We start from the raw sequence: 13,367 nt of genomic DNA on the forward strand, positions 1-13,367 counted from the left end.
GGCCCCCTCGCCCGTCCCGTCGCAAACACCCCTTGCCCCGGCCAATGTTTCCGATCCCGGCAGCATCGCCTTTCGGATCAACCCATCGGGCAACGGGGCCTATTACGGCTGGCAGATGCAGATCGTAAAGGCCGCCCGCAACAAGGGTTTCAAACCCTTCACCACCGAACATCTTTCCGCCGGACAGATGAAGGAATACACCCTGTGGCCCGACAGCTATCAGGTCAGGGTCTATCGACTGAGTGAACTGAAATCGGAAAGCTGGGTCGATGTGCTGCCCGGCGAAGTGACGGTGGTTTATGCCGATTACGGTCTGTTTTCCGAAGACGTCAAAATCAGCCGCGAACCCGACCCTGCCCGGATTGATCCGAATATCGACACCACGATATGGCGCATACCGATCAGCACCACCTATGGCCCGGAAACCCTTTTTACCGATAACGGATACCAGGCGGAATATACCGGCCCGCAAAATAACGGCAATCCGGTCGGCACCGGCACGCTCGAAATCACCCGCAACGGGCAGCCCTTTGCCGAAATCGACAATGCCGACATTACCGGCGACAAAATCACCGGCGACATCGAATATGCCGATGGCCGCGTGGTGGACGGCGACTATCTAAGCGACAGCCACCAGATCGAACCGGGCAGCACGACCAAATGGCCCGATGGCACAAGCTTTACCGGTACCTATCGCGTGTTTGACCCGCTTGAAGGTGAATTGCGCATGGCGGACGGCAATGTCTGGCAGGGACCGGTGCGCGAACGCAAGCCTTCTGGTCAGGGGCGACTGACCTGGTGGGAAGGCGGCTGGATGGAACTGCCCGAAGGATTGGCATTTCCAAACCAGACCGGCGAATTCGTCTGCGGCGGGGAAACCGTCGCGGCCGGTGAATGCTATTATTATGGCGGCAAAAAGCTTTCGGGGCCGGACGAACTGGCCGCCCTGATGGAACGTGATCGTCAACTTGCCGCAAAAGCCGCCGAAGCCGCCGCACAAAAAGCCGCAACCGAAGCCACCCAACAGCAGGTCGCAGCCCAAGGCGGCTGCCGCAATGCCAGCGGCACATTCCGCGACAATACCGGCAATTCCACCCTTCAACTCGACTCCCCCGGACAGGGGAGTGGTAATTTCATCACGTACACCTATGGCAGTGCCCAGAAATACCGGTTCGAGATCGGTTTCACCTATGTCACCACGCCCGACAGCATTTCGGTCACCTATGGCAACGGCACCTATAGCGATGCGGCAACCGGGCAGGTCCTGCAACGCATGAGTGTGCCATCAGGCACCGTACCATGCCGTTTTGACGGTAATCTTCTGGTGATGGACGGGGTCGAATACCGGCAGTAATCAAACGAACAAACCGCCCGAAAACATCCCTACCTGCAATTAAACTCTTGGGCGAAACAAAGGCGAAAAGCGGCCAAACCGCCCCAATCCCCTTGATATTGGCCGCAAATTTGCCCACAGGCACACGTAACATTTTTGTCAGATGACAAGGAGATTGTTGCGTGCCTGCACCTGAAAAAACCAGTGAATCTGCGGAAAACAACCGCGGCGATAAAATCTTTTTTGCTGCTTTCATGACCGGCATCGCCGCGATCAGCTTTGGCATCGGTGCGTTTGTCATACTGGCCGAAGTCCCACCCTATCAGTCGATGAAAAATGCCTGGCGCGCGGGCACGGCATTATGGGAACAGCGCACCAAATACAGCAGCGTCGAACGGCTTGATTTCTGGTCCCCGGCCCGCACCGAAAAAACCGGTGTCACGATCAATAAAGCCGACAAGACCCAGAAAGGTCTGACCCTGTATTCATCGGGTGACGGGCCGCATGCCGTTCTGATCGATATGGATGGCAACATCGTCCATGAATGGCGCATGCCGTTTAGCGAAATCCACGATGAAACATCGCCGATCCCCAACCCGCAAAAAGACGATTTCATGCATTGGCACACGGCCAAAATGGCACCGGATGGCGATCTGATCTTGCAATATACCGCGGCGGGCGATACGCCCTATGGCTATGGCATGGCCAAGATCGACCGCAATTCCAAACCGGTCTGGAAATATCTGGGGACCGCGCATCATGATTTTTCGATTGCGCCCGATGGCCGGATTTATGCCCTGACACAGGAATTCCGCTTTAACACATATGCCAACCGCAAACAGCTGACCCCACCGCGACTTGATGATTTCGCGGTGATCCTGTCGCCCGAAGGCCAGGAAATCAAACGTGTCTCGATCCTCGATGCGCTGATCAATTCCAGCTACGCCAACATGGTCGATTTCGCGCCCTATTTCTCGAACGAGGACGTGCTGCACACCAACACGATCCAACTGATTACCGAAGAAACGGCGCAAAACTTTGCTCAGGGCAAGGCGGGCGATGTTGTTCTGTCCTTCCGCGACCTTGGCATCATTGCCGTGCTTGATATGGATGCGGAAAAAATCGTTTGGGCCACACGCGGCCCGTGGCTGGGCCAACATGACCCGGATGTCCTGCCCAATGGCGATATCCTGCTGTTTGACAATCAGGGCCAGCTTGCCGATCCGGAAGCCGGGCAATCACGCATCCTGCAAATCAATCCCGAAACCAACGGCATCACATGGGAATACAAGGGCACGGCCGAACAGAAATTCGACAGCAACATCCGCGCTGATCAGCAACGCCTTGCCAATGGCAATACGCTGATTACGGAATCAAGCGGCGGTCGCCTGCTCGAAGTCACCCCGGAAGGCGAGATCGTCTGGGAATACCACAACCCGATCCGCCGTGATGATCCCGATAACCCCGGCAAGAAACTGATCCCCGTTGTGTCGCAGTCTGAGCGCATCAGCGACGAACGCGCTGCCCTTTATCGCGATACCGACTTCACCCCGACCTCCACGAATGGAGACACCCAATGAAACAGAACATGAAACTGCTTTCCATCGGCACCGCGACAATTGCCGCGGCCACCCTTCTGACCGCCCTGCCCGCACAGGCCTATGTCGGGCCGGGTGCCGGGCTTAGCCTGCTGTCCGCCTTGTGGGCTGTTCTGGCCGCCGTATTTGTCGCGGTCGGCTTTGTCCTGCTGTGGCCGATCCGCAAGATGATGCGCAAACGCAAACGCGCGCAGCAAAACACCGCCAGCACCACGCATTCGGCACCATCCGAACAGCCAAAAGCCTAAGCCGCAGACGATCAGCAGGAACGATAAAGCATGGGAATACTCGATTGGCCCGCCCCCGCCTTTGGCGCATTTGATACCCTGATGGCAGATGCCCTTGGGCCGTTTGGCCGTGTCCTGATCTGGGCGTTGATCTGTGCCGTGATATCGATGCTGCTCTATAAATGGCTGTCACCGCAAACCCGTATCAAGGCGATCAAGGAACGGCTGAAAGAAGCCCGTCAGGCCATGGCCGAAGACGACGGCGAAGACTTTGCCGAAGGCATGAAGCTGGCCAAGGCGCAGTTGGCCCAATCCCTGAAGCTGGTCGGTTTTGTCATCGGCCCGGCGGTTGTCGCATCCCTGCCCGCCCTTGCCCTGATCGTCTGGCTGGACGGGCAATATGGGTATAGCTGCCCGCCCCCCGGACAGCAGGTTTCGATCACCACCCAGCCGGAAAATGCCACCATCGAACAGGTCGGCATCAATCCGACCGGCATGGAAGACGGCGCATGCCCCGTCGTTCAGGTGCCCGGTGCCAATGACGGCGAAACCTATCTGGTGGCACCGGCCGCCGCCATTCCCGTGATCCATCAAAAACAATGGTGGAATTTCATCATCGGCAACCCGGCGGGTTATCTGCCCGACGACAGCCCGGTGACACAGCTTCGTTTCGAATTGCCAACCCAACACATCATCAGCGCAGGTCCCGACTGGGCGCGTGGCTGGGAACTGACTTTCTTCCTTGCCCTCGTATTGGGGTCGCTGGCGATCAAAAAAGGATTTCGCATCGAATGACGGGCCAAACGACATCCGAAAAATCAACCACACCCGCGTCTAATGGCGCAGCCTTCCATGTATCGGGCTGGGATAACTGGCTAAGCGGCCTGATTGCCCGCCATCCGATGCAATGGATCAGACTTGGCAATTTCGAAACGAAACTTGCCGGTGATGCGATTGAAGGTGTCCAAATAGAAAAGCCGGTCTTTGTCGCAGGGCTCGCCCGATCGGGCAGCACGATCCTTCTGGAAACGCTGGCCCGCCATTCGGATGCGGCAACCCATCGTTACCGCGACTATCCGCCGGTTTTCACGCCCTATCTGTGGAACAAGTTTGTCGACCTTGCCCCCAAGGGCAAGGAAGTAGCGGTTGAACGCACCCATGCGGATGGCATCAACATCACGCCCGAAAGCCCCGAAGCGTTCGAGGAAATGATCTGGATGGCGTTCTTCCGCCACCTGCATGACGTGAATGAAAGCAACGTCCTTGATGGGCAGATCAGCAACCCGGCGTTCGAGAAGTTCTATCGCGATCACATCCGCAAACTGATCCATATTCGCGGCGGCAAGCGTTACATATCGAAGGCAAACTATCTGGTCACCCGGATGGAATATCTGCTATCGATCTTCCCCGATGCCCGGTTTGTTCTGCCGGTGCGTGACCCGTTATGGCATATCGCATCCCTTGCCAAGCAGCACGACCTGTTCTGCAAGGGCGAACAGGGTAACCCGCGTGCGGTTGCCCATATGCAGCGTGTCGGTCATTACGAGTTCGGCCTTGATCGTCGTCCGATCAATACCGGCGATCTGCATGCCACTCGCCAGATCATGAAACACTGGAAAGACGGCGAAGAAGTTGCCGGTTGGGCCCATTACTGGACCGACCTGCACCATTACATCGCTGACCGCATGACCGTGAACAAGGCGCTTAAAGATGCAACACTGGTGGTCCGGTACGAGGATTTCGTCGCCGACCCGGCAAATCAGTTACGCCGCCTGTTTGACCATGTCGACCTGCCCGATGCCGAACCGATCATCAATGAAGTCGCCCCGACCATTCACGCCCCAACCTATTACCGCCCGAAATTCAGCGACGAAGAAATTGATCTGATCCGCGATGTCACCGCGATTGCCGCCGCCCGTTTCGGCTATGACGGCACACAGCAGGACGGTGCAGGTGTCGCAAAAACAAAACGCGCCTAGGGACTTTCAAATCCCCGGCGCGTCCTGAATTAATCGATATCCGATATCTGGCAAAAGCGATCAGTGATGGTCGCTTTTGCGCCCTGTGCCCATATGCCAGAAATCCCAGCCACAAAGCACCAGCGTGATCCCGACCATAATGCCAAGATCCCAGCGCGTGACATAGCCAAACAGAATACCAAGAAAACCGGCAAACACGATAAAGGCCAGGATCGCCATTGCCTGATCAAGACGTGACGTGGTCATGACGATGCTCCTTCATTTTCAGAATTCGACAAAAATTCAACAAGCCAGCGCGCCGTTCGAAGCAACCGCGCATCATCGCCGCGCCGCCCGACAAGCTGCACGCCCATCGGCAACCCGTTTTCCGCCCAAAGCAACGGCACCGTAATCGCAGGCGTGCCGCATAACGTCCAAAGACCGTTGAAAATGGCATTTCCCGTCGTATCAAGGTTTCCGGGTGCCGGTCCCGGCGCTGCCGGGGTAATGATCGCATCGCAACGCTGGAACACTTCATCAAGCGCAACATTGTAAAGATCGCGCCAATCAAGTGCCGCAAGATAATCCCGCGCCGTTACCCTGTTCCCGGCATCAAGCGCCTCTGTCATCTGCGGGGATAATTGATCGCGTCCGCGCTTTTCATAGCTGTAATAACATTTCGCCATTTCGGCAAAATTGATCTTGGCGCGCAAATCCGCCGCATCATCAAATGCCTTGGGCAACGGGGCTTCGAAACACTGTTCGCCAAGCGCACTGGTCAATTCGCGAAAGGCCATCACGGTATCGTCGTCGGCCACGGTGTCAAATTGCGGCGGGCGAACAAAAGCCAGTGTCGGCGTCACCAGCGGCTCGGTCCGGGCCGTTTGAAGCAACCTTGGCACCGGCTGCGGCATGGTCGCGGGATCACGGGCATCATGACCAAACAGGATTTCGGCAATCATCGCCGCCCCTTCAACCGACCGGGCAAAAACACCGATGGTATCAAGCGTCGGCGACTGGGGCAGAACCCCGGTGCGGGCAATCGCGCCAAAGGTCGGCTTTAACCCGACCACCCCGCAAAAGGATGCCGGTCGGATAACCGACCCGCCGGTTTGCGTCCCCACGGCAAGCGGCACCATCGCCGCGGCCACCGCCGCCGCCGATCCGGCCGATGATCCCCCCGGTGTATGGGATGTGTTGTGCGGGTTTCGGGTTTTCGACGGGCACATGAACGCCATTTCGGTCGAAACGGTTTTCCCCATGATAATCGCGCCCGCCGCACGCAGCCGTTCGACAAGCACCGCATCCTCGGTCGGCACCCGCCCGGCATCAAGCGGCGTACCGTTTTCGGTCGGCATCCGGGCGGTATCAATCACATCCTTCAACCCGACCGGCAGCCCATGCAATGGCCCGATGGGCATGCCAGACTGGCGGCGCGCATCAAGTGCACGGGCCTGCGCCATCACGTAATCACCATCCAGATAGGCCCATGCCTGAATTTCAGGCTCAAGGGCCGCAATCCGTTCAAGACACGCCTCGGCATATTCCACCGCGCGCACCGCCCCGCTTGCCAGACGGTCGTGCAATTCAACAACATCAAGATTAAGCAACGGATTAAGGGTCATGACCACATCCTCCTATCGTGCACCATAGAACAGATCAGGCAGATGGAACACGATCTGGGGGAAGGCATACATCAGCACCATGCTGACAATCACCATGAACAGGAATGGCATGATTCCCTTGAAAATATCCGTCAGCAAAACACCCGGAGGCGAAACACCCTTAAGGTAATAGGCCGACATCGCCATCGGTGGCGTCAGGAAGGATGTCTGAAGGTTCAGCGCAACCAGAATGCCAAAGAACAGCGGATCAATATCAAACAGCGGCAGCAGCGGCAGAAAGATCGGCACGAAGATGATGATGATCTCCGACCATTCCAGCGGCCAGCCCAGCAGGAAGATGATCAACTGCGCCAGCAGCAGAAACTGAAGCGGCGTCAGGTCAAGCCCGCCAACGAATTCGGCAATGACATGCTCGCCCCCCAGATACGAGAACACCGACGAGAACGTATAGGAACCGACAAACAGCCAGCACACCATCGCCGATGTCCGCACCGTCAGATAAACAGATTCCCGCAACCGGTCAAAGGTCAGCGCGCGATACGCCAGCGCCAGAACCATACCGCCCAGCGCCCCGATGGATGCCGCCTCGGTCGGGGTTGCCAGACCAAACAGGATCGATCCCAGAACCGCAAGAATAAGGAATGCCAGCGGGAAGAACGACGTCGCCAGCAACCAGAGAACCTTGAGCAGGGGAACATCGGGAATTTCATCCGATGTCGGACGCGGCGCGGCTTTTGGCTGCAACAGGGCACGCCCCATGACATAAACCAGATACAACCCGACAAGTGTCAGTCCCGGCAACAATGCACCGGCATAAAGCCGCACGATCGATACCCCCGACGCCGCGGCGTAAACAATCAGCATGATTGATGGCGGGATCAGAATACCCAGCGTCCCGCCAGCACAGATGATGCCGGTGGCAAAGCTTTTGTCATAGCGCGCTTTCAGCATCGCGGGCAGTGCCAGCATCCCCATCAGGGTCACCACCGCACCGACAATCCCGGTCGCGGTGGCAAACAGCGCGCAGGTCACAAGGGCCGCAACCCCCAACGAACCGGGCACATTTTTGGCCGCGATATTAAGTGTCGAAAACAACCGGTTGACGATATTGGCGCGCTCAACGATGTAGCCCATGAACAGGAACAGCGGAACCGCGGTCAGGACCTCGTTGGACATCACCGTATATGTCTGGTTGATGAACAGATCGAATATCCGGTTATTCACCGCCCCTTCGACCCAGGTGATCGCCGATGTCAGACTATCGCTGTCCTCGGCCAGACGGTTAAAGGCACGCCACATGCGTCCTGCGTCAAAATAGGCGTAGTAACCAAAACCGATCCCCAGCGCCATCAGCGTAAACGCAACGGGAAAGCCAAGGAAAACAAGCATAATGAAGATGCCAAGCATCATCAGGGCGACATGTGCGTCAATCACGTTTGCAGCTCCGTTCGGACCGGTTATCGCGGAATTCGATTTGGTTAATTGTCTTTTGCGACATGCTGCTTCATCAGCAATTCTTCGGTTTCTTGGACATCGTCATCAGCGCCGCGCCAGTACCCTTCGCGGATACACATGATGCAGCGCATGACCTGTGCGATCCCCTGAATGAACAGAAGAATGCCTGCGGCCACCATGATCGACTTGAACTGGAAAATCGGAACACCCGCCGGGCTGTTCACGCTGACTTCCCCGTATCCCCACGACCGTGACGAATATTTCCAGCCCGACAGGATCAGGGCGGTGATACCGGGAAAGAAAAAGAAGATGTAAAGCACAAGATCGACACTCGCCTGTGTCCTTGGCTTCCAGAGACGATAAAGGAAATCACCCCGCACATGGCCGCCGCGTGAAAGCGTATAGGCCCCGCCCATCATGAATAACGAACCATACATGATGAAGGACACATCAAGTGACCATGTCGTCGGTGCATTGAAAACATAACGCGCCATCACTTCGTAACTCATTCCCAACGTCATCAGGATGATGAGCCACCCGAAAGCCTTGCCAAACCAAGCCGAAAGCTTGTCCGCGAATTCAATAAAACTGATCATGAAGTCTTTTCCGTTACCGTCGTAACCACCCCGGAAACCTGCGGTTTCCGGGGCAGCCTTTGGGTCAGACAAACCGTATGAAACCGGCCGGTTTCATTACAGTTTCAGTTTGCCCGGGAAGTAGTGATCATAGGCCAGCTGATAGTCCGGCGAGTTCATCAGTTCATAATAGGTCACGCGCTCAACCCAGGCACGCTGGCTATCAAGAACCTTCTTCATGAACGGATCTTCTTCAAGCTGCGGGATCAGCTTGTCCCAGGCTTCAAGCTGTGCGGCCAGAATTTCCTTCGATGTACGATGGATGGTAACGCCTTCGTCCGCAAGTTTCTGAAGATCGGACGAATAGTTATCCATCGCCAGTGCCGTGTTCGACGTCGAAGCAGCCTCCACGCCATACCGCAGGATCGCCTGTAGATCAGGGTCGAGATCTTCATAGAAATCACGGTTGAAGATGAACTCGAAGCTTTCGGACGCCTGATGATAGGACGACAGATAGTAGTTCTTCGCCACATCCTGCGCACCGAACCGCATATCCGATGACGGGTTGTTGAATTCGAACGCGTCAATAACGCCGCGTTCCATCGCCGGGACGATCTCACCGCCCGGCAACTGTGCAACCGACATGCCCATCGATTGCAGCAGATCAGCCGCCAGACCAACGGTGCGGTATTTGAAGCCCTGAATATCGGCCACACCGTTAATCGTGCCTTTGAACCAGCCGAACGGCTGGGCTGGCATCGGGAAGCCAAGAAGACCAATCACGTTCAGCCCCATAACATCCTGGGTCAGCTCGCGATAGAATTCTTCACCGCCACCGGCATAGAACCAGCTCAGCATGGTGGTGGCCGAACCACCAAACACCGGGCCGGTGCCAAACAGCGACGCCGCCTTGTTCTTGCCATACCAGTAAACCGGCACGGAATGGGCGATATCGATCACACCATCATTGACGCCATCGAGAACCTGGAATGCCCCGATAACGGCACCAGCCGGCAGAAGGTCAACCTTCAGGCGACCACCCGACATGGCTTCGACACGATCAACATATTGCTGGGCAAACGTCATCCAGATATCGGATGACGGCCAGGACGTCTGCATTTTGACGACCAAAGGTGCCGGTTGCGCATGAACTGCCGGGGCGGCAAACAGCCCCGAAGCAGCAGCACCACCGGCAACAACACCGGTCGCACCCTTGGTAAGGAACGAACGGCGGGACACTTGCTTGGACTTCACGTCTTCAGGCGTAGGTATCTTTTTCATTACTTCCTCCCAGAATTATCGCCGCGACCGACAACTAATTGGCGGAAAACTGGCGATGATTTTAAGCCTTACATAGGGACAGACCCGATACAAGGAACATCGAATATTTGGCCTTCCACCATGTGGAAAACTTTCTTCGATTGTTATTTCCCGGACCCTGATGAATTCCGGGATGCAGCATGTTTTTGTTTTTGGCGCCGCGATCAGGCGACGCGATCCTGTGGTTGCCCACCGGAAAAGAACGCATCAAGATTATCAAGCGCCCGAAAGCCCATGGCATCACGCGTCTCTTCCGTCGCGGAGCCGATATGCGGCAACAGGAATACGTTTCTAAGGGCGGCCAGTTCCGGATTGCCGCCCGGTTCGGTACGAAACACATCCAGCCCGGCGGCAAACAGTTTCCCGCTTTCAAGCGCCTTGACCAGTGCGGCCTCGTCAACAAGATTGCCGCGCGCCGTATTGATCAGGATCGCCCGATCCGGCAGCATTGCGATGGTTTTCTCATTGATGATGCCGGTGGTTTCCGGGGTTGCCGGACAATGCAGCGACAAAACATCCGATACCGCCAGAAGCCCTTCGACCGTGTCGTGGAAAACAGCACCTTTTTCAAGGGGGTCGGGCAACCGGGTCCGGTTGTGATAATGCACTTCCATGCCAAAGCCGCGCGCGCGTTCGGCGGCCACCTGCCCGACCCGGCCCATGCCCAGAACGCCAAACCGCTTGCCGGTTACCTGTCGCCCGACCATGAAGGCCGGCGACCAGAAATCCCATTTCCCGGCCCGCACCATCGCATCGCCCTCGGCACCACGCCGGGCCGCACCCAGCATGCAGAGCATGGCGATTTCGGCCGTGGCATCGGAAAGCACATCGGGGGTATTGGTGACCGTGATCCCGGCCTTCTTTGCCGCCTCAAGATCAACATGGTCAACACCGACCGAATGATTGGCAATGATCCGCAACCGATCACCAAGATCGGCAATGACATCGGCACTGAAATGTTCGGAATGACAGGGAAGAACGGCGTCAACATCCTGACAGCGCGCAAGCAGCTCCTCACGTGAAAACACATGATCCGCGTCGTTCAGAATGACCTGATAATCACGCGCCGCACGCGCCTGCACCGCATCGGTCAAACGCCGGGTGATCAGTAGCACCGGCTTTCCCGCCATCGTCTACTCCCTGTTTCCTGCATGGATTGCAGTTTTATTTATAATGCAATGAAACACCTTTGCGACAAACAGGGCAATAGACGATCAACTCATCGGGGTGTTTTTTCCACCAGATGGAATACCAGATAGTGATACGCTTCACGCCAAAGCCGCCCGAATCGCCCTTTCCGTAACGGCATCACAACGCAGATAAAAAAAGCAGGCGGCCGATCACAAGGACCGCCGCCTGTCTCTCCCCGGATGTTCCGATTTGCGTGGTGGTTCCGTTTCGCAAAGATGGCCGCGGCCCAGCATGTGGTACCACTCGGACCAACGTGAACCACCACCGCGACAAATTTCATGCCGCTGCGTTTGCCTTTGCCTCTTTCCCAATTCACGCTTCTATGCACAAATATTGATATGTTCGATCTGCATTGGGGGGATCTATGCAGAAAGCTGTTTTCAAAGCACGCCGCCTATCACATGCAGGCACCCTGCTTGTCGCACTCATTGCCCTTGTCGGGTGCCAGACGACCGACATCACCACCGCGACCAGCGACTTTTTCAGTACGCTCACCAATGCGGGCGAAACTTCAGGCACTGCGCCTGCAACAAAGCAGGCGGCCTCTGCTGAAGCAAATACCGCGTCTGCAGCGCCTGAAAGCATGATAAAAAAGTCGCCATACAAATGGGGATTGCTGTCCCTCCTCGTTGGCGGGGGTGGGCCAATCGGGGACGATTGGTATCTTTTTGTCTATCCCACCGCCAACACCCAAAATTTTGTTGGCGTCAACGGGCCAATGCTGACCATCGCCAATACGCATAGCGTTCAACTATGGCCCGGCGATTATCGTGTCATCGTCCGACATAATACGGTCGATAAATTCGACAGGGTCGTTACGATTTCGGCCGGAGAAACGCTGCGCTTGACCGGAGAATACGGCTATTTCTCCAACTCCGTAAAATCCGAACGCTTTCCGTTTTACAACGAAAACCAGCTCCTGTTGGCCACTGTACTCAACAGGGCCGAAGACATCTTTCTGCCTGTCGTCGTTGCCTGGAGCGGGCAATGGAAGTTCGAGTTTCTCGGCCCGCAACTCAATGGTGAAGTCGACGGACCCGGCACCGTTCGGATATCGAATGATGGCAATGAAGAAGCCCGCATTTTCGAGGCGAAAATTACCCCCGAAAGCATCACGGGCACGTTCGAGCTGTCCGATGGCGGCAGGTTTGACGGACGCTTTGACCAGTCAGAATTCAGGCTGGCCCCCAGCCCCATCGTAAAATGGAAGAATGGGGAAACCTTCGAAGGCAAATTTGATGTTGTTGTGCCCAAATCAGGAAAACTTACCCGCCGAAGCGGCTCGGTCTGGGAAGGCGAGATCGCCAAGGGCAACCCGACGGGCAAGGGCCGCATGACCGCCCCCGATGGTCACTGGGTTGAATACGACAATTATGAAATGAAAGAAAATTTCATCGGATTGCGGCCCTGTGGTTCGGTCTCGCAGCCTGATGGAACCTGTCCGTATTACAAGGGCAAGGAACTGGCATCAGAAGCCGAACTCAACGCAAGGATTGCCGAAGACAAACGCCTTGCCGAAATTGAACGCCAGAAACGCGAAGAACAGCGCAAGGCTCAAATGGCCGCCGCCGCTGCGGCAGCAGAAGCACAACGCAAAGCCGCTGCTGAACAGGCCGCGCGCGAAGCCGCCATGCCGAAAAAGGCTGATGACTGCACCACCGCCACCGGCACCTTTAGCGCCGATGGCAACCTGACCACCTACACCATGAACGGATCAGGCAGCGGCAGCGGGCATTTCCGGCAATTCACCTATGGCGGCGGGGCACAGTATCAATTTGATATCGATTTTCAATTTGATACGACCCCGGACAGCATCGCCTTCCAATATGATGAGGGCATATATCGCGATGCATCAAGTGGCGCAGTCCTGCAACGCACATCGATCCCCGGAGGCAGTGCACGATGCAGCTTCAATGGCCGAATCCTGACCATTGATGGCAAGGAATTTGTGCGGAACTGAAAAATACGGGCCGCTACCATGCTGGCGGCGGCCCGATAGCCTGACACGGGATCAGACGGGAAGAACCCAAAAACGAGAACAGGATGTCTGGTTTATTTTCCCGGATAATACCCGGGGAATAAACG

General features: G+C 56.3%; 12 protein-coding genes. 6 read left to right on the forward strand and 6 right to left on the reverse strand.

Annotated features, from left to right (window positions below):
- From BC440_RS23200 to BC440_RS17490, 5 genes are all read left to right on the forward strand, one after another.
- On the forward strand, positions 1-1,354 hold a 1,354-nt coding region (locus BC440_RS23200; RefSeq protein WP_071240774.1), incomplete at its 5' end, for a hypothetical protein.
- Between the two features lie 161 nt (positions 1,355-1,515).
- Positions 1,516-2,913 carry an arylsulfotransferase family protein gene (locus BC440_RS17475; RefSeq protein ID WP_071240775.1) on the forward strand — a complete coding sequence of 466 codons (1,398 nt, stop codon included), beginning with the start codon at positions 1,516-1,518 and terminating at the stop codon, positions 2,911-2,913.
- Positions 2,910-3,179: a hypothetical protein gene (locus BC440_RS17480; protein WP_071240776.1), complete on the forward strand. Its 270-nt coding sequence runs from the start codon at positions 2,910-2,912 to the stop codon at positions 3,177-3,179. Before BC440_RS17475 ends, BC440_RS17480 begins: the two co-directional genes overlap by 4 nt.
- A 30-nt stretch (positions 3,180-3,209) precedes the next feature.
- Positions 3,210-3,953: a hypothetical protein gene (locus BC440_RS17485; protein WP_071240777.1), complete on the forward strand. Its 744-nt coding sequence runs from the start codon at positions 3,210-3,212 to the stop codon at positions 3,951-3,953.
- Positions 3,950-5,137, forward strand: coding sequence for a sulfotransferase (locus BC440_RS17490; protein WP_071240778.1), 1,188 nt, complete (start codon positions 3,950-3,952; stop codon positions 5,135-5,137). The genes BC440_RS17485 and BC440_RS17490 overlap by 4 nt, the downstream gene beginning before the upstream one ends.
- Before the next feature lie 60 nt (positions 5,138-5,197).
- Here BC440_RS17490 and BC440_RS17495 read toward each other — a convergent pair whose 3' ends face one another.
- The 6 genes from BC440_RS17495 to BC440_RS17520 form a co-directional block, all read right to left on the reverse strand.
- On the reverse strand, positions 5,198-5,383 hold the full coding sequence (locus BC440_RS17495; RefSeq protein WP_071240779.1) for a hypothetical protein: 186 nt from the start codon (positions 5,381-5,383) through the stop codon (positions 5,198-5,200).
- Positions 5,380-6,741: an amidase gene (locus tag BC440_RS17500; protein WP_071240780.1), complete on the reverse strand. Its 1,362-nt coding sequence runs from the start codon at positions 6,739-6,741 to the stop codon at positions 5,380-5,382. The genes BC440_RS17495 and BC440_RS17500 overlap by 4 nt, the downstream gene beginning before the upstream one ends.
- A 12-nt stretch (positions 6,742-6,753) precedes the next feature.
- Entirely contained in the window at positions 6,754-8,175 is a 1,422-nt protein-coding gene (locus tag BC440_RS17505; RefSeq protein ID WP_071240781.1) for a TRAP transporter large permease subunit, read from the reverse strand.
- Positions 8,176-8,219: 44 nt separating this feature from the next.
- Positions 8,220-8,792 (reverse strand): TRAP transporter small permease subunit, encoded by a 573-nt coding sequence (locus BC440_RS17510; RefSeq protein WP_007088957.1) that lies wholly within the window; start codon positions 8,790-8,792, stop codon positions 8,220-8,222.
- A 96-nt stretch (positions 8,793-8,888) separates the two neighbouring features.
- Positions 8,889-10,052, reverse strand: a complete 1,164-nt coding sequence (locus BC440_RS17515) for a TRAP transporter substrate-binding protein (RefSeq protein WP_071240782.1) — start codon at positions 10,050-10,052, stop codon at positions 8,889-8,891.
- Between the two features lie 203 nt (positions 10,053-10,255).
- Positions 10,256-11,221 (reverse strand): D-glycerate dehydrogenase, encoded by a 966-nt coding sequence (locus BC440_RS17520; protein WP_071240783.1) that lies wholly within the window; start codon positions 11,219-11,221, stop codon positions 10,256-10,258.
- Between the two features lie 425 nt (positions 11,222-11,646).
- Between BC440_RS17520 and BC440_RS17525 the strand changes: the two genes are divergently transcribed.
- The gene (locus BC440_RS17525) at positions 11,647-13,242 is read left to right on the forward strand and encodes a hypothetical protein (protein WP_071240784.1); all 1,596 of its coding nucleotides are present in this window, start codon (positions 11,647-11,649) and stop codon (positions 13,240-13,242) included.
- The last annotated feature ends 125 nt before the right edge of the window (positions 13,243-13,367 follow it).

This window comes from Thalassospira sp. MIT1004 (genome assembly GCF_001858545.1).
Taxonomy (GTDB): Bacteria; Pseudomonadota; Alphaproteobacteria; order Rhodospirillales; family Thalassospiraceae; genus Thalassospira; species Thalassospira xiamenensis.

Bases quoted from the DNA above. Each gene is read 5' to 3' on its own strand.
- BC440_RS17490 (WP_071240778.1), top strand. From the start codon at position 3,950: ATGACGGGCCAAACGACATCCGAAAAATCAACCACACCCGCGTCTAAT.
- BC440_RS17520 (WP_071240783.1), bottom strand. From the start codon at position 11,221: ATGGCGGGAAAGCCGGTGCTACTGATCACCCGGCGTTTGACCGATGCG.
- BC440_RS17485 (WP_071240777.1), top strand. From the start codon at position 3,210: ATGGGAATACTCGATTGGCCCGCCCCCGCCTTTGGCGCATTTGATACC.
- BC440_RS17515 (WP_071240782.1), bottom strand. From the start codon at position 10,052: ATGAAAAAGATACCTACGCCTGAAGACGTGAAGTCCAAGCAAGTGTCC.
- BC440_RS17525 (WP_071240784.1), top strand. From the start codon at position 11,647: ATGCAGAAAGCTGTTTTCAAAGCACGCCGCCTATCACATGCAGGCACC.
- BC440_RS17495 (WP_071240779.1), bottom strand. From the start codon at position 5,383: ATGACCACGTCACGTCTTGATCAGGCAATGGCGATCCTGGCCTTTATC.
- BC440_RS17480 (WP_071240776.1), top strand. From the start codon at position 2,910: ATGAAACAGAACATGAAACTGCTTTCCATCGGCACCGCGACAATTGCC.
- BC440_RS17500 (WP_071240780.1), bottom strand. From the start codon at position 6,741: ATGACCCTTAATCCGTTGCTTAATCTTGATGTTGTTGAATTGCACGAC.
- BC440_RS17510 (WP_007088957.1), bottom strand. From the start codon at position 8,792: ATGATCAGTTTTATTGAATTCGCGGACAAGCTTTCGGCTTGGTTTGGC.